Genomic DNA, 15,925 nt, shown 5'->3' with positions numbered 1-15,925 from the left:
TGCTACACAAGGTTTCGCCGCATATTTCAACCGTTTTTCGCCGCTCAACCCCCTGAACTGCCATGAAACAGCGGATTCGGCCGAATCCGGCTTCGGTGACGCTACGTAAACGCGCGGAAATCCGGGGCTATAGGAAGGCGGTCTCGCTGAAGGAACGCAACTTGCGCGAGTGAATGCGCTCCAGCGGCATGGCCCGCAGCTTCTCCATCGCGCGCACCCCGATCAGCAGATGGTTGGCGACCTGGGTGCGGTAGAAATCGGTCGCCATGCCCGGCAGCTTCAGCTCTCCGTGCAGCGGCTTGTCCGAGACGCAGAGCAGCGTGCCATACGGCACCCGGAAGCGGAACCCGTTCGCGGCGATGGTGGCGCTCTCCATGTCGAGCGCGATCGCCCGGCTCAGCGACAGGCGATGAATGGGCCCGGACTGGTCGCGCAACTCCCAGTTGCGATTGTCGATCGTCGCCACCGTCCCGGTGCGCATGATCCGCTTCAACTCGTAGCCATCCAGATCGGTGACCTCGGCCACGGCCTCCTGCAACGCCACCTGCACTTCGGCCAGGGCCGGGATCGGCACCCAGACCGGCAGGTCGTCGTCCAGCACGTGATCCTCGCGCAGATAGGCATGGGCCAGCACGAAGTCGCCAAGGCTCTGGCTGTTGCGCAGCCCGGCGCAATGGCCGACCATCAGCCAGGCGTGGGGGCGCAGCACCGCGATATGGTCGGTCGCGGTCTTGGCGTTGGAGGGGCCGACGCCGATATTGACCAGCGTGATCCCCTGGCTGCCGGGGCGTTTCAGGTGATAGCTGGGCATTTGCGGCATCTTCGCCAACGGTTGGATCTTGCCGTCGGGCGCGTCGATCACCTGGTTGCCGGGCGCCACGAACTCGGTATAGCCGCTCTCGGCATCGCCCAGCACGCTGCGCGCAAATGCCTCGAACTCGTCCACGTAAAACTGGTAGTTGGTGAACAGCACGAAATTCTGGAAATGCGCCGGGTCGGTGGCGGTGTAATGCGCCAGCCGCGCCAGCGAGTAATCCACCCGCTGCGCGGTGAAGGGCGCAAGATCCTCGGCGCCGTCGGGATGTGGCTCGGCCATGCCGTTGACGATGTCGTCATTCACCGTATTCAGATCCGGCACGTCGAACACGTCGCGCAGGCTGAAATCCAGCACGCCTTCCTGCGGGACGTTCAGATCGGTGCGGGTGGCCACGGCGAAATGCACCGGCATCGGGGTGTCGCTGTAGCCGATCCCGATCGGTGTGGCATGGTTGCGCATCAGCAGGGCGAGCTGCTCCTCAAGGTAATTCGCGAACAGCTCGGGCCGTGTGATCGTCGCGGTATAGCTGCCCGGCGTGGTCACATGGCCGAAGGACAGCCGCGAGTCGGTCTTGGAATGGCTGGTCGTGGTCAGCCGCACCTCCGGGTAATAGGCGCGGAACCGGGCGCGCGGCTTCTCGCCGCCCAGGCAGGCCACGAAGCGCTCGGTCAGAAATCCCGACGCGGCGTCATAAAGCGCGCGCAGCCGGGCGACCGCCTCCGCCGGGTCGGAGAAATATTCCCGCTCGACCGCATCGGGGGTTTCCAGCGGCAGAAAATCGTCATGCATCAGGTGCCTCGCGTTTCGAACGACACTGCCAGCGTGAGGCGACACTGGCAAGACAGCGCGGGGATACCTAGATCGGGTCCGAACCCGTCTGTTACCGAAAGCCGTTCGTCATGCGCTATTCCATTCTCGACCTTGCACCCGTTCCCGAAGGCAGCACCACCGCCGATGCCATCGCCAACAGCGTCGCGCTCGCGCAGATGGCGGACGGGCTGAATTACCACCGCTACTGGCTGGCAGAGCATCACAATATGGTCGGCATTGCCTCGGCCGCGACCTCGGTCATGATCGGGCATATCGCGTCGGCCACATCGCGCATCCGGGTGGGTGCCGGCGGGATCATGCTGCCGAACCACTCGCCGCTGTCGATTGCCGAACAATTCGGCACGCTGGCCACGATCCATGGCGACCGGATCGATCTGGGACTCGGGCGCGCGCCGGGCGGCGACGGGGCGGTGTTCCGCGCGCTGCGCAAGTCCCCCGACATGGCCGAGAACTTCCCGCAGGATGTCATCGAACTGATGGAATATCTGGGCGATGCCCGACCGGGCGCGCCGGTCATTGCCCATCCGGGGCAGGGCACGCATGTGCCGGTCTGGATGCTGGGCTCATCGCTGTTCGGCGCGCAACTCGCCGCGATGCTGGGCCTGCCCTATGCGTTTGCGTCGCATTTCGCCCCCGGCGCGCTCGACGAGGCGCTGCCGCTCTATCGGGAGCGCTTCGAGCCGTCGGGCCGGGCCGAGGCCGAGGAGGGGCCGCATTTCATGCTCGCGGTAAATGTCATCGCCGCCGAGAGCGACGACGAGGCGCGGTTCCTGCAATCCAGCCAGAAACTGGCCTTCGCGCGGCTTCGCGGCGGCACACCCGGCAAGCTGCCCGCGCCAACGCGCGACCTGGCCGAGATCACCCCGCCCTTGCAGCGCATGGTCGATCAGGCCCTGAGGATCAGCGCCGTGGGCAGCAAGGCGACGGTCCGCCAGCAGCTCTCGCAGCTTGTCGAGCGCTATCGCCCGGACGAACTCATCATCACCGGGCAGATCCACGACCCGGAGGCGCGCCAGACCTCCTACCGGCTGGCCGCCGAGGTGCTGGACGACATGCAGCCGGGCGCGACGGCCGGGGCGGCGTAGCCCCTTCGGAACGCCACCCCGCATTGCGCGCGTCCGGCGTCTTGACCGCCGAACGTTGAGCGGCCAGTTGTTGCCCATGCATATGCTGATCTTGGGACATGGCTATACTGCCGCCGCACTGACCCCGCGCCTCATCGCGGCCGGCTGGACGGTGACCGGCACGACACGCAGCGACCCCGCCCGCGTCGCCGAGAGCGGGGCAGAGCCGCTGATCTGGCCGGGCGATGCGGCCCGGATGCGAGAGGAAATTGCCCGCGCCGACGCGATCCTGAGCTGCGTCGCGCCGGTCACGACCGGAACCGCACAGCCGGGCGACGCAACCGACCCGGCTGGCACTCCCGGCCCGGTCGCGACTGACCCGGTGCTGGCCGAACTCTCGGACGCGCTTCGGATCAGTTCTGCCCGCTGGGTCGGCTACCTGTCCTCGACCAATGTCTATGGCGATCATGGCGGCGCCTGGGTCGACGAGACGACACCGCCCGCGCCAACGTCGCACCGTGGCCGCGCCCGCGTGGCGGCGGAACAGGGCTGGGCCGATCTTGCCGCGCAGTCTGGCTGGGCGCTGACCATCTTCCGCCTGGCCGGGATCTACGGCCCCGGCCGCGGCCCCTTCGCCAAGCTGCGGCAGGGCCGGGCGCGGATGATCGAGAAGCCGGGCCAGGTATTTTCCCGCATTCATGTGGACGATATTGCCGGGGCGGTCATCGCCGCGCTGAACTGGCATGTCCCGCCCCGCCCCGACGCGGCCCCCGCGCGCCCCGACGCCGCGCATTCGGCCGGCCTGTCCCGCGCGGCCAGCCGCGAGGCCCCTGCGGAGACGCCGCTGATCGTCAATCTGTGCGACGACGCCCCATGTCCGCCGCAGGAGGTGATCGCCGCCGCCGCCGCCATGCTGCACATGCAGCCCCCGCCGCGCGAGGATTTCGCGACCGCCCGGATGACCGAGATGGCCCGCAGCTTCTACCGTGACAGCAAACGGGTGCGGAATGACCGCCTGACGCAGATCCTCGGGTACCGCTTGCGCCACCCGGATTATCGCAGCGGGCTGGCAGCGATCCTGGCCGCGGAGCGTGGCTGAGCGGGGGCCGCACGGTCGGTCCGGCCATCATGGCGCCGCGCCTCCCGTCGCGCCGCCCTCGCGGCATCGCCGTGCGGATCCACAGGGAACGCGGCGCATGGGTTGCGGAGGTGCAGGCCCTGCGCCGTCGCCGGTGCGCCGACAGCCCGCGCGCTCGCAGGCACAGACCAGCTCTGGCTGAGGGGAGGGCGAGTGATTGACTACGCAAGGCTGCAGCAGGACACGCGACCAAGGTGTCTTGGAGATGCCTGCCGATATCCTGCCCGCCCGGCGCTGAGGCTGGTCCGATTGAACGAACGACGCCACGGATTCTTGTCGGGCGCGCCGACGGACATGCGCGCACCCCCCAAATGGTCAGAACGCATACTGAGACGCATGCTCGTGTTTGCGCGCAAAACAGTTCCGGGCGGGCGCTCGCGGCAACAGGCGGCGCGGCCCTGCTGGTCCGAACTGCGCCGCCCCTTCAATCACGTGCGGATGCAGCGGATCGGGCCGCAAATACCCGTCTGGCATGGGTAAAAGACCCCCGATCACCGCGCGGCGAGCCCCTCGATCTGGTCCGGCGTCGCGCGCACGCCGCCCTGCAGGATCAGGCTGATCCCGTCCGCATCGCTCTGCACCTCCTCGACCACGGCGTAGCTGGCGACCGGGGTGCTGCCGATCACCTCGCCGCCACGCAGGCTTTCCAGCGTGAAGCTGTAGATTCCCGCCGGCAGCCTGTTGCCGGCGTCGTCCCGGCCGAACCAGTCGACACGCCCGGCGCCGGCGCCGACTCGGTCTTCCGCCACGCGCCGTCCCGCAGCGTCCATCGCCACGAGGATGGCGTCGTCGGCGCCGGTCCTGGGCGTGAGCGCCATCTCGATCGGGGCATCGCCGAAATGGACCGGCCCGGTGGTGCGCACCTGCCGGCCGATCCAGTCGCCGTACCGCGCGAGCGCGCCACCGGCCTGCGTGCCCAGCATCTCCCTGAGCAGCGTGTTGGTCTGCACCTGCTGCTCGACGCCGGAGAAGGTGGCCAGCTGGACCGCGAATTCCGACCCCTCCATCGGGTTGAGCGGGTCCTGGTTGCGGATCTGCGTGGTCAGCATCTTCAGGAAGGTCTCGAAATCGCTGTTGGCGAAGCCCCCCTTGACCTCTGCCTGCCCGGTCTGCCTGGCGGTGCGGGGCGACGATGAGGTGGCAGGGGCCGCGCCTGTGGCTTCAACCATGTGGCATTCCTTTCGTTGTGAAACCGGGCTCAGACCCGAAGGTTCAGCCGCGGGCCATGCGGGGTGGCGGGTGGATGCTCGATGGCCGGCGTCGGTGGCGCGGCATCGGTCGCGCCGCCCTCCCCTGCGGCGGGTCGGGCCATGTCATCCGGGTGGTGCTGCGAGGGCCGGTTCCCGCGATCTTCGCGGAAATCCAGCGTCGTATCCTCCAGCCCCGAGCGGATGAGTTCGGATTGCAGCAGATCGGATTGCCGCCGCAGCAGCGCCAATGTCTCCGGCCGTTCCGCCGAGATGGATATCGTCAGCGCGCCGTCGACCTGCTGGATCGCGAATCGCAGGCGGCCGAGCTCCTCCGGGGCCAGAAGAAGCTCGGTCTCGCCCCCGGCGGAGGACGCGCGCAGGATCATCTCCGCCAGTTGCTCGGCGGGCGGCGGCGCCTTCTGGACAGTGGCCGGGTTGGGTGGTGCCGCGCGCGCGTGGTCGGTCTGGGCGAGGCCAGGGGGAGGTTCGGCGCGGCTCGGGATGGTGGTGTCCGTCAGGGTCTCCTGAGGCGGGGATGCGGTCGATGTCCGGTCCGGCCAGTTCCGGGATTGAAGGGGATGGCCTGACGGTGACGCGGCATCCGAAGGGCCTGCGTTCAGAGTATGGGCAGCATCCGCCGGCCTCATGGCCGAACCGGCGCTGCCCTGATGGGGAGCGGTCGGAACATCCTCGCGCGGATGGGCCGAAGCCGCGTCGCCCGCGGCCAGACCGGGGAGGCCGGTCTCTTTTCCCTTCGCCGGGGTTCCTGCGCTAGCTGCGCGGGCGAGAACGGGATCGCGCGGGATGACCGGCGCGGGCGTGTCGGCTTGGTCACGCGGATCGGGACCGGTTGCCGCGCCGGGTGCAGCGCCCGCGTGGTCCTGCGCGCGGTCTGCATCCGTCACGGCTGCGACCGTGGTCGTCGGGGGCGGAGCGGGAAAAGCGATGCCGGTGCCGGGGGCTGTGTCGGGCGTCGGGGAGGCATGGGCCATCTGGCTGCCATGCGCCGCCGGGCTCTGCGGCGCGGCGCCGGTCGAAGGCGCTGATCCCGGTTGACGTCCGAGAGCCGGATCGACCTGCGATCGCGCCTCTGTCTGCCACGCGGCGGCGGGCGGGCCGGCAATCCGGGTGTCACCGCAATTGGCAGGCTGTTCGGGGATGGCGGGTCGGGCGACGGGCCAGGGACGTTTCGGCGGATTTGACGCAATTTTCGCATCATCGCCTCGATCGTCGGGCGGCACCTGGCCGACCTCATCCCTGGCATCTGACGGCGCGCGCATCTCCCCGGCAATTGTGATCGGCTTGGGACCCGGCTCACGGTCTGCCTCGCGAGCGGGCCGCTGCCAGTTGCGGGGGCGCAATGGCTCCGGCGCAGGTATATGTGCACCTGAATCGGCGTCTGCGTAAGCCGATTGCGGCTGTGCGGTGACGTCCATCGCATGCACCGCTTGTCCGGCTCCCTGACCGGATGCTTCACTCTGCAACCCCGGTCCCGCCAGATCCCCGGACTGGCTGGTCGGTCGCCTGGCCGCCCCACCGGCATCCACCAGAGGCGCTGCAACGCGTTGAGGCTCCGGCCTGCCCGTCGCCGCCCCGCCGAGGCTGTCCGGCAGGCCAGGAACAGGCCCTGACGCCATGGTCGCAGCCGCGGCCATGCCCGCCGGACGCGGATCCGCCGGGTGGATCGCGGCACTTGCAGGCGACGCGAGCTGATCCGACGTATCCCCCCCCGGGGGGGCAGGCGCCGAGCTGTCCCCGGTCGTCTGGTCGTCGGCGGCCGGCCCCGTGTCCGCACCATTCGCCGCAGCCCCGCCACACGGCCGGTTTCCATCGTCAGAAACCGCCCCCCGCGGCGCGCAAGACGCAGCCCCGCCCGCCGGGGACGGCAAAATCCGTTCGGCCAGATACGCCTCGAACCCGGGCACGGCCTGTGCCCCCGAGCCGGGCGAGGAGGGGCCAGATTCACGGGGCCTGCCCGGATCGGCAAGGTTGATTCGCATCTCCATGACCCCTCGATAGCAATGCGCGATTACCAAATATTTACGGCCGCACGCCTATCGTGCCCCGGACCGGCCGACAGGAGAGCCCATGCGGATCGACACCCAGACAGGACTGCCATCACCCCCCGCGCCCAAATCCCCCAGGCTGGAGCAGGTATTTCTCGAGGAAATGCTGACCCATATGATGCCCAAGGCGGGGGGTGCGCTGGCATCCGGCACCGGCGAAAGCGCCTTCGCCTCTTTCCTGCGGCGGGAATACGCCGCAGCCCTTGCCGCCCGCGTCGATCTCGGCTTGCAGGCGGGGCGCGATGGCTGATATGGGCGCGCTTCTCGACGGCGTGGCAGAAGCCCTGGCCGACGGGGATCCCGGCAGGGCGCTGCAGCGGCTCTCCGAACTGGAACGGGTGATCGGGCTGGCAGGTCCGGCCGCGCCCGGGCTGGCGGAGCGGTTGGCACATCTGCGCGAACTGGCCGAGGCGGCGGTGACGGGCGTGGCGGATGCGCGCGCCATCCTCGTCGCGGCGCGTCAGGCGGTGCAGGACGCCGGGACCTATGACGAGGCGGGGGAAAAGACGATCCATCGCGGCCCCGCGACTCAACTGGGACGGTTTTGAATAAACCCCTCGGTATTGATCTCTGGCGGATTTGCGTGCGTTAAGGGATTGTTAAATCCGGCTGGGTAGAAACGGCCTCGTGCGGAACGGCACAAGGGAAATCCCGCGGTCAGAATGGCCTCTCATGTATCGGCAGATTGCCATTTTGTAGGAGGACGTCATGTCCAGTATTCTGACCAATATCGGTGCGATGGTCGCGTTGCAGACCCTGAAGGGTATCAACTCCGACCTGGCGCGCACGCAAAGCGAGATCTCGACCGGAAAATCCGTCGCGAACGCCAAGGACAACGCGGCCATCTGGGCCATTTCCAAGACCATGGATTCCGATGTCGCCTCTTTCAAGGCCCTCGACCAGACGCTCGCCATCGGGGAATCCACCGTCGCCACCGCCCGCGCCGCGACCGAGGCGGTGACGGATCTGCTGGGCAAGATCAAGACCAAGATCATCGCCGCGCAGGAAGCCGGGACGTCGGCAAATGACCGGGCCATGATCCAGACCGAGATCGATGCGCTCAAGGACCAGATCGCCACGGTGATCGGCTCGGCGCAGTTCAACGGCAAGAATCTGATCAATGGCACATCGGTCGATCCGATGCAGGTCAACTCGTCGCTGGATCGCGCCTCGGATGGATCGGTCAGTGCCTCGACCATTGATGTGAAGACCTTCAATCTCAGCCTGACCGGCACTGGCGCCGCGACGACGGTGAACGGGCCGGGCTTCAGCGGCTCGGCGCTCGATGGCGGCGGCGCGCTGGCGATCAGCCCGACGCTGAGCTTCCAGGGCGGCGCCGGTGCGATCGCCGCCAGCGATGCCACCGCCGATCCGACGGACGGAACCGAGCTGCTGGCCGGCGACGTGATCACCCTGTCCATCGAAGGCAGCGAGATCACCTATACCGTCCAGGACGGCGACACGCTGACCGAGATCACTTCCGGGCTGAACACGGCCAAGACCACGGCAGGGATCGGCGGAACGCTGGCAAGCGCCTCCGGCACGCTGACCTTCGATGCCGGCACGGGCAACGGCAACATGGCCGTGGTGATGAGCACGACCCGGTCGGTCGCGCCCGGAGGCGGCGCGCTGGCGGGGCTGGAGACACTCGATGTCACGGCCGACGGGGGCCCGGCCGCCGCGCTGACCGAGATCGAGGATCTGATCAAGGTGACGGTCAACGCCACCGCGGCCTTCGGCTCGTCGCAGGGCCGGATCGAGACGCAGCGCGACTTCATCGGGAAGCTCACCGATTCCATGCGCTCCGGCATCGGGGCGTTGGTGGATGCCGATATGGAGGAGGCCTCGGCCCGGCTCCAGGCGCTGCAGGTCCAGCAGCAGCTTGCTACGCAATCGCTGTCGATCGCCAACCAGGCGCCGCAGGCGCTCCTGTCGCTGTTCCGCTAACCGCGCGCGGGGCGTCCCCGGACGCCCCGCAACCCAACCGGGCCCGCGCCCGGCGGTGATGCAGACGGAACGACGGTGAACAGGAGACCACGTGATGAGTGTACTAGCCCTTGGCGGGTATCAGACCGCCATTTCCCAGGTCGAGGATGCGCGGCAGGCCGAAGCGCGGCTGCTGGCCCGGCTGACCGCGAACCTCGCGCGCGCCACCGCCCGCCCGGTGCGCGACCAGGCCGAATTCATGCAGGCTCTGCATGACAATGACCGCTTCTGGTCCCAGATCGCGGCCGATCTGGCGGGCGATGGCAACCGCCTGCCCGAGACGCTGCGCGCGGGGCTGATCTCGCTGGCGGGTTTCGTGCTCGGCCACAGCGCGGCGCTGCGCCGCGGCGAGGGCGAGCCGCAGCCGCTGATCGACATCAACCGGGCCGTCATTCGCGGCCTCTCCGGCGTGACGGGGGCGGAATGACGGGGCTGGTGCTGAAACTCGCACCGAATGAACGTGTGCTGATCAACGGCGTGGTGATCGAGAACGGCCCGCGCCGCACGAGAATTACCATCAAGACGCCGAATGCGAACGTGCTGCGCCTGCGCGACGCCATCCATCCCGAGGAGGCGAACACCCCGGTGCGCCGCGCCTGCTACGAGGCGCAGCTGGTGCTCAGCGGCGATCGCGATCCCGAAGCGGCACGAGCGGGCATGCTGCTGGCCATCGAACAGCTCACCCAGGTTTTCGACGACCGTGACAGTCGCAACCTGCTGGCCGAGGCGACCAGCGGGGTGCTGGATGCGAATTACTACCGCACCATGCGGGCGCTGCGCGACCTGCTGCCGCGAGAGGCCCGGCTGATGGGGCGCGCGCCGTGACCGCGTCCTGGCAACACAGCCGCGGCGCGGCATGTTCCGCCGCATGCAGGCGGCGCGCAGGCGCGTCCCGCGCCGCAAGGTCGCGCGCCAACAACAAGCGAGCCAAAAGCCCGGCGATCTGCAAATCGCGTTCGCGCGTGGCACGCGCCTGCCGATCAGGATCAGACATGCGGCGCGACCGCATCACGGCGCCGCGCGCGGCAGGGTCGGGACCATGACCGTCGCCATCCAGACCGGCAGCGGCATTCCCGGCTGGGCGCTCCTGACCCGCAGCATCGCGCGGCAGCGCGCGCTGGTTGCCAATGACGGCCCGGTGCGCATGGCCGCGCAGCATTACCGCGAGCGGATCGGCGCGGTCCGCTCGGCGGATGCGCTGATGGATGATTACCGTTTGCTGGACGTCACGCTGCGCGCCTTCGGGTTGGGCGCGGATATCGGCAACCGCGCCTTCATCCGCCAGGTGCTGGAGAGCGATCTGGCGGATGACCGCAGCCTGGCCAACCGCCTCTCCGACTCGCGCTACCTGCGGCTGGCGGAGCGGTTCGGCTTCGGGGTTGGCGGGGCGGGCCGGACGGCGCAGGACGGTTTTGCCGACCGCGTCGTCGCCGATTATGTCGAGGCGGAGCTTGAAACCCGTGTCGGCGCCGCCGAGCCATCGCTGCGCCTGGCGCTGAGCGCGCGGCGCACGCTGCCGGATCTGGCGGCGCGCGACAGCAGCGCGCGGACGAAATGGTTCGCCGTCCTGGGCGACCCGCCGCTGCGCGAATTGTTCCAGACCGCCTTCGGCTTCGGTCCCGCCCACGGCCGCCTGCCGATCGACCGCCAGCTTCGCGACTATGCCGACGCGGCGGAGCGGATGCTGGGCAGGCCCGACATCGCCCAGTTCACCGACCCCGGGAAGGTCGAGACCCTGACCCGGCATTTCCTGATGCGCGACTCGCTGCGCGCCACCGCCGATCAGGGCAGGTTCTCGGTCGCGCTGACCCTGCTGCGCGGCGGCGCCCCGCACTGACCTTGCGGCGCCTCGCGACCCTGAACTGACCCCGCGGCGCAGCGCGGCCTTGCGAGAACCTTGTGTTGCATCGAAACCGCGACCCGCAGCATCACCGGCAAGACCACCTGCACCTGCACCACCACCCGCATCTGCACCACCACCCGCACCAGCGACACTGCCCTCAAGGGCTGCGACGCCCCGCCGGACATCGCGCCGGCCCCACCCCGCCCGCGCCGAAAAAAGGGCGTGCCCCCAGTGCCGCAAAACCGCGGAAATCCCGAATTTCCCCGCCGTCCCAAGCGCCTGCGCGCGCCCGCAACCCCGCGCATTTCCAGCCACTTCCCCTTGCGTCCTCGCGCGGCTTCACTATAACCCCGGTCGATTTGCCGCCAGTCAACCGCCCAGGGGTCCGCCATGCCGAAGAGAACCGACATCAAGTCCATCCTCATCATCGGTGCCGGACCCATCGTCATCGGCCAGGCCTGCGAATTCGACTATTCCGGTGCCCAGGCCTGCAAGGCGCTGCGCGAAGAAGGCTACCGCGTCATTCTGGTGAACTCCAACCCGGCCACCATCATGACCGACCCGGAAATGGCCGACGCCACCTATATCGAGCCGATCACGCCGGACATGGTCGAAAAGATCATCGCCGCCGAACGCCCCGATGCGCTCCTGCCGACCATGGGCGGGCAGACCGCGCTCAACACGGCGCTCGCGCTCGCCGATGCGGGCGTGCTGAACAAATACGGGGTGGAGCTGATCGGCGCACAGCGCGCCGCCATCGAGATGGCCGAGGACCGCAAGCTGTTCCGCGAGGCGATGGACCGGATCGGGCTGGAAAACCCCAAGGCCACCATCGTCACCGCGCCCAAGGATGCGCGCGGCAAGTTCGATCTGGAGGCCGGGGTGCAGACCGCGCTCGACGCGCTGGACGAGATCGGCCTGCCCGCCATCATCCGCCCCGCCTTCACGCTGGGCGGCACGGGCGGCGGCGTCGCCTACAACCGCGAGGATTACATCCATTACTGCCGCTCCGGCATGGATGCCTCGCCGGTGGGCCAGATTCTGGTCGATGAATCGCTGCTCGGCTGGAAGGAATACGAGATGGAGGTGGTGCGCGATCACGCCGACAACGCCATCATCGTCTGTTCCATCGAAAACGTCGACCCGATGGGGGTGCATACTGGCGATTCCATCACCGTCGCGCCCGCGCTGACGCTCACCGACCGCGAATATCAGCGGATGCGCAACGGCTCCATCGCCGTGCTGCGCGAGATCGGGGTGGAGACCGGCGGCTCAAACGTCCAATGGGCCATCAACCCCGATGACGGCCGCATGGTGGTGATCGAGATGAACCCGCGCGTCAGCCGCTCCTCGGCGCTGGCGTCCAAAGCCACCGGCTTCCCGATTGCCAAGATCGCCGCGAAACTGGCCGTCGGCTACACTCTGGACGAACTCGACAACGACATCACCAAGGTCACGCCCGCCAGCTTCGAGCCCAGCATCGACTATGTCGTCACCAAGATCCCGCGCTTCGCCTTCGAGAAATTCCCCGGATCGAAGCCCGAACTGACCACGGCGATGAAATCCGTGGGCGAGGTGATGGCCATCGGCCGCAGCTTCCACGAATCGCTGCAAAAGGCGCTCGCCTCGATGGAGAACGGGCTGACCGGCCTCGACGAGATCGCCATTCCCGGCGCGGAAGACGAGGGCAAGCCCGCCATCATCCGCGCGCTCTCCAACCAGACGCCGGACCGCATCCGCGTCATCGCCCAGGCCATGCGCCACGGGCTGTCGGATGATGAAATCCACGCCGTCACCGCGTTTGAGCCCTGGTTCCTCGCCCGCATCCGCGAAATCATCGAGGCCGAAACCCGCATCCGGGACACCGGCCTGCCCGATGCGGAGGGGCTGCGGGCGCTCAAGATGCTGGGCTTCTCCGACGCCCGCCTGGCCAGGCTCACCGGCCGGGACGAGGCCGAGATCCGCCGCACCCGCCACGACCACGGCATCACCCCGGTCTTCAAGCGCATCGACACCTGCGCCGCCGAGTTCGAGGCGCAGACCCCCTATATGTATTCGACCTATGAATCCCCCGCCATGGGCGAGGTCGAGAACGAGGCGCGCCCGTCAGACCGCAAGAAGGTCGTCATTCTCGGCGGCGGCCCGAACCGGATCGGGCAGGGGATCGAGTTCGATTACTGCTGCTGCCACGCCTGTTTCGCGCTGACCGATGCCGGCTATGAAACCATCATGGTCAACTGCAACCCCGAGACGGTCAGCACCGATTACGACACCTCCGACCGGCTCTATTTCGAGCCGCTGACGCTGGAACATGTCCTCGAAATCCTCTCCATCGAGCAGGAAAACGGCACGCTGCACGGCGTCATCGTCCAGTTCGGCGGCCAGACGCCCCTGAAGCTCGCCAATGATCTGGAGGCTGCCGGCATCCCCATCCTCGGCACCTCACCCGACGCCATCGACCTGGCCGAGGACCGCGAGCGCTTCCAGCAGATGCTCAACGAACTCGGCCTGAAACAACCCGTCAACGGCATCGCCCATAGCGACGCCGAGGCGCGCGAGATCGCCGCCCGCGTGGGCTTCCCGCTGGTCATCCGCCCCAGCTACGTGCTCGGCGGCCGCGCGATGGAGATCGTGCGGGATATGGACCATCTCAACCGCTACATCACCCATGCCGTGGATGTCTCGGGCAAGAACCCGGTCCTGCTCGACAGCTATCTCTCCGGCGCGATCGAGGTCGATGTCGATGCGCTCAGCGACGGTGACACGGTCCATGTCGCCGGCATCATGGAACATATCGAGGAGGCCGGCGTCCATTCCGGCGACAGCGCCTGCTCGCTTCCGCCCCATACGCTGGGCGCCGCCACGATCGACGAACTCAAGCGCCAGACCGAGGCGATGGCCAGGAAACTCGGCGTGATCGGGCTGATGAATGTGCAATTCGCCATCAAGGACGGCGCGATCTACGTGCTGGAGGTCAATCCCCGCGCCTCGCGCACCGTGCCCTTCGTCGCCAAGGCCACTGACAGCGCCATCGCCTCCATCGCCGCGCGCCTCATGGCCGGCGAAAAGATGTCCGCCTTCCCCGCCCGCGACCCCTATCCCGACGGGGTGGCGCCGGAGGATGACCTGCCCTTCGCCGACCCGCTGACGCTGGCCGACCCGCTCACGCCCTGGTTCTCGGTCAAGGAGGCGGTGCTGCCCTTCGCCCGCTTCCCCGGCGTCGACACGCTGCTCGGCCCCGAGATGCGCTCGACCGGCGAGGTGATGGGCTGGGACCGCAACTTCCCCCGCGCCTTCCTGAAATCCCAGATGGGGGCGGGCACGCAATTGCCGCATGAGGGCGCGGTCTTCATCTCCATCCGCGACGCGGACAAGACCGAGGCGATGGCCCAGGCCGCGCGCGACCTGACCGAGATGGGGTTCTCCATCATCGCCACCAGCGGCACGGCCGAATTCCTGGCCGAAAACGGCATCGCGGCGAGCCGCGTCAACAAGGTCTATGAGGGCCGCCCCAACATCGTCGACCGCCTGAAAAACGGCGAGATCGCCATGGTGCTGAACACCACCGAGGGCGCCCAGGCCATCGCCGACAGCCGAGAGATCCGCGCCGTCGCGCTCTACGACAAGATCCCGTATTACACGACGGCGGCGGGGAGTATTGCCGCGGTCGCGGCGATCAGGTCGCGGGGGGATGGGGAAGTTGGGGTGCGGAGTTTGCAGGCTTAGATGCATTTGAGCGAAAACGGTGCGGTGCTGAGGTGCTGCTGAATCTAACGAAGCTCTAAGCAGATTGCTTATGCTGATCTGGCGGACGGTATTCTCGTCGGTGTCTAACGAGTTCTACGAGTGATTCCAGCTTCGTAGAGTGTCTTAGCGAGCGTCGCTGCGCAGATATTTGGGTAAGCTCAAAATCGAATTGGTAAAATCGTCAGCACTCTGAAGAGACGAATGTCGATACCTGAGAGCTAACCGAGATTTGGCATCGGTGCTGCCCTCGTGGGCAAGATGATGGCGCCTGCTACGAAGTCTGCCGGAAACAAAGAAGTCGAAGCAACCGATGCAGAACCCATCAACGGCCGTTTCGGCCCCGAATAAACGCTCCAACGGCCCCGAGCGCCGCGGTACCCAGGAAAACGGCAGCCATACCGGGCGAGCCAGTCCACACACCGGCAATTAGGCCGCTTACGACGAGCAAGGAGAGCGAGCCAACGGCGGCCTTCATTCCGAGTTTCCTATCCGCAATTTCGGCGCTCAGCCCTATGTTATCCAAGGCCATGAGGTGCTCCTGCTGCTTCTCTGCCATCGCGATGATGCGATCACCGGAGCCAGGGGAAACACTTTCGTACTGAGCAAGATGCCGAGGGTGAGGCAGGGGCCCAGAAAAGGATTCTCTGATCATCAGGGCCGTCACGCGACTGACGACTTCCTCTCGCGACTTGCGCGGAATTAAATCGCCAACTTGCTTAGCAATTTCTGCCTCAAGATGCTCCATATCGAAGGGAGGCTTGAGAGAAGCTTCACCTTCAGGAGGCGCAGAGTTCTCGTCTTTCTTCAGTTCTCTTGACGGGCGCGACTGGTTGGGCTTCATTCAACTCTTCTCTTGCGTCATCAATAGCACAGCGTAGAGCGTATCCGGTCTTCATCCACGAGTGCAACAAAGTACCTCGCGGCTTCACAGTGGGATGCCAGCGCGAGCCATAAAATACTTCGTAAGGGCTTGCCAGACCCTGTCGGAAGCCCTGCCAAAAAGCTTTCGATCGGATATGTTTAGACATTTTTACCCCCAAGCAAAGATGTCGCCTCTGTCTCACGTAGGACGAAGCGCCAAGAAAAAGTAGTATCAAAGAGCACCATTGCACAGATGCATGACTAAAAAGTTACACGATGATCACTGTTGCAACATGTATAACCGCCCCTTGCGCAAGAGGTAATTTCGGAGCTGCTGCTGGCGCGTCACCGGGTGCTGACATGTATCCGGCCTCTGTTGCGG

At 67.1% G+C, this 15,925-nt stretch carries 13 protein-coding genes; 9 read left to right on the top strand and 4 right to left on the bottom strand.

Features of this window, described 5'->3' with window-relative positions; translation table 11 throughout:
• Positions 1–127: 127 nt before the first annotated feature.
• Positions 128–1,606, bottom strand: coding sequence for an AMP nucleosidase (locus tag BLT73_RS06370; RefSeq protein ID WP_090521982.1), 1,479 nt, complete (start codon positions 1,604–1,606; stop codon positions 128–130).
• Between the two features lie 110 nt (positions 1,607–1,716).
• Here BLT73_RS06370 and BLT73_RS06365 point away from each other — a divergent pair, with 110 nt between their 5' ends.
• Complete coding sequence (locus BLT73_RS06365) at positions 1,717–2,733, top strand: LLM class flavin-dependent oxidoreductase (RefSeq protein WP_090521980.1); 1,017 nt, start codon at positions 1,717–1,719, stop codon at positions 2,731–2,733.
• 76 nt (positions 2,734–2,809) lie between these two features.
• Positions 2,810–3,811 (top strand): SDR family oxidoreductase, encoded by a 1,002-nt coding sequence (locus BLT73_RS06360; RefSeq protein ID WP_090521979.1) that lies wholly within the window; start codon positions 2,810–2,812, stop codon positions 3,809–3,811.
• Between the two features lie 530 nt (positions 3,812–4,341).
• Here the strand turns inward: BLT73_RS06360 and BLT73_RS06355 are convergent.
• Together BLT73_RS06355 and BLT73_RS17250 are read right to left on the bottom strand one after the other, a co-directional pair.
• Positions 4,342–5,019, bottom strand: coding sequence for a flagellar hook capping FlgD N-terminal domain-containing protein (locus BLT73_RS06355; protein ID WP_090521977.1), 678 nt, complete (start codon positions 5,017–5,019; stop codon positions 4,342–4,344).
• A gap of 29 nt (positions 5,020–5,048) precedes the next feature.
• Positions 5,049–6,032: a flagellar hook-length control protein FliK gene (locus BLT73_RS17250; RefSeq protein WP_176804971.1), complete on the bottom strand. Its 984-nt coding sequence runs from the start codon at positions 6,030–6,032 to the stop codon at positions 5,049–5,051.
• 1,096 nt (positions 6,033–7,128) lie between these two features.
• On the opposite strand from BLT73_RS17250, the gene BLT73_RS16985 reads away from it, so the two are divergent.
• The 7 genes from BLT73_RS16985 to carB all read left to right on the top strand — a co-directional run bounded on the left by BLT73_RS16985 (position 7,129) and on the right by carB (position 14,661).
• Positions 7,129–7,356 carry a hypothetical protein gene (locus BLT73_RS16985; RefSeq protein WP_143025638.1) on the top strand — a complete coding sequence of 76 codons (228 nt, stop codon included), beginning with the start codon at positions 7,129–7,131 and terminating at the stop codon, positions 7,354–7,356.
• Entirely contained in the window at positions 7,349–7,654 is a 306-nt protein-coding gene (locus BLT73_RS06345; protein WP_143025637.1) for a hypothetical protein, read from the top strand. Before BLT73_RS16985 ends, BLT73_RS06345 begins: the two co-directional genes overlap by 8 nt.
• A gap of 160 nt (positions 7,655–7,814) precedes the next feature.
• Positions 7,815–9,053, top strand: coding sequence for a flagellin N-terminal helical domain-containing protein (locus BLT73_RS06340; protein ID WP_090521971.1), 1,239 nt, complete (start codon positions 7,815–7,817; stop codon positions 9,051–9,053).
• Positions 9,054–9,147: 94 nt separating this feature from the next.
• Positions 9,148–9,519, top strand: coding sequence for a flagellar biosynthesis regulator FlaF (flaF, locus tag BLT73_RS06335; protein ID WP_090521969.1), 372 nt, complete (start codon positions 9,148–9,150; stop codon positions 9,517–9,519).
• Positions 9,516–9,917: a flagellar biosynthesis repressor FlbT gene (gene flbT / locus BLT73_RS06330; protein WP_090521966.1), complete on the top strand. Its 402-nt coding sequence runs from the start codon at positions 9,516–9,518 to the stop codon at positions 9,915–9,917. The genes flaF and flbT overlap by 4 nt, the downstream gene beginning before the upstream one ends.
• A gap of 214 nt (positions 9,918–10,131) precedes the next feature.
• Positions 10,132–10,929 (top strand): DUF1217 domain-containing protein, encoded by a 798-nt coding sequence (locus BLT73_RS06325; protein WP_176804969.1) that lies wholly within the window; start codon positions 10,132–10,134, stop codon positions 10,927–10,929.
• A 396-nt stretch (positions 10,930–11,325) separates the two neighbouring features.
• Complete coding sequence (gene carB / locus BLT73_RS06315) at positions 11,326–14,661, top strand: carbamoyl-phosphate synthase large subunit (RefSeq protein ID WP_090521960.1); 3,336 nt, start codon at positions 11,326–11,328, stop codon at positions 14,659–14,661.
• A gap of 343 nt (positions 14,662–15,004) precedes the next feature.
• Here carB and BLT73_RS06310 read toward each other — a convergent pair whose 3' ends face one another.
• Positions 15,005–15,523: a DUF2335 domain-containing protein gene (locus tag BLT73_RS06310; protein ID WP_143025636.1), complete on the bottom strand. Its 519-nt coding sequence runs from the start codon at positions 15,521–15,523 to the stop codon at positions 15,005–15,007.
• Positions 15,524–15,925 lie beyond the last annotated feature (402 nt).

The organism is Paracoccus isoporae (assembly GCF_900101865.1).
In the GTDB taxonomy this organism is placed as follows: Bacteria; Pseudomonadota; Alphaproteobacteria; order Rhodobacterales; family Rhodobacteraceae; genus Paracoccus; species Paracoccus isoporae.
This window is presented reverse-complemented; position numbering and strand designations above follow the sequence as displayed.

Coding starts and splice junctions, on each gene's coding strand:
- BLT73_RS06370 (WP_090521982.1), bottom strand. CDS start 1,606: ATGCATGACGATTTTCTGCCGCTGGAAACCCCCGATGCGGTCGAGCGG.
- BLT73_RS06365 (WP_090521980.1), top strand. CDS start 1,717: ATGCGCTATTCCATTCTCGACCTTGCACCCGTTCCCGAAGGCAGCACC.
- BLT73_RS06360 (WP_090521979.1), top strand. CDS start 2,810: ATGCATATGCTGATCTTGGGACATGGCTATACTGCCGCCGCACTGACC.
- BLT73_RS06355 (WP_090521977.1), bottom strand. CDS start 5,019: ATGGTTGAAGCCACAGGCGCGGCCCCTGCCACCTCATCGTCGCCCCGC.
- BLT73_RS17250 (WP_176804971.1), bottom strand. CDS start 6,032: ATGGCCCATGCCTCCCCGACGCCCGACACAGCCCCCGGCACCGGCATC.
- BLT73_RS16985 (WP_143025638.1), top strand. CDS start 7,129: ATGCGGATCGACACCCAGACAGGACTGCCATCACCCCCCGCGCCCAAA.
- BLT73_RS06345 (WP_143025637.1), top strand. CDS start 7,349: ATGGCTGATATGGGCGCGCTTCTCGACGGCGTGGCAGAAGCCCTGGCC.
- BLT73_RS06340 (WP_090521971.1), top strand. CDS start 7,815: ATGTCCAGTATTCTGACCAATATCGGTGCGATGGTCGCGTTGCAGACC.
- flaF (WP_090521969.1), top strand. CDS start 9,148: ATGAGTGTACTAGCCCTTGGCGGGTATCAGACCGCCATTTCCCAGGTC.
- flbT (WP_090521966.1), top strand. CDS start 9,516: ATGACGGGGCTGGTGCTGAAACTCGCACCGAATGAACGTGTGCTGATC.
- BLT73_RS06325 (WP_176804969.1), top strand. CDS start 10,132: ATGACCGTCGCCATCCAGACCGGCAGCGGCATTCCCGGCTGGGCGCTC.
- carB (WP_090521960.1), top strand. CDS start 11,326: ATGCCGAAGAGAACCGACATCAAGTCCATCCTCATCATCGGTGCCGGA.
- BLT73_RS06310 (WP_143025636.1), bottom strand. CDS start 15,523: ATGAAGCCCAACCAGTCGCGCCCGTCAAGAGAACTGAAGAAAGACGAG.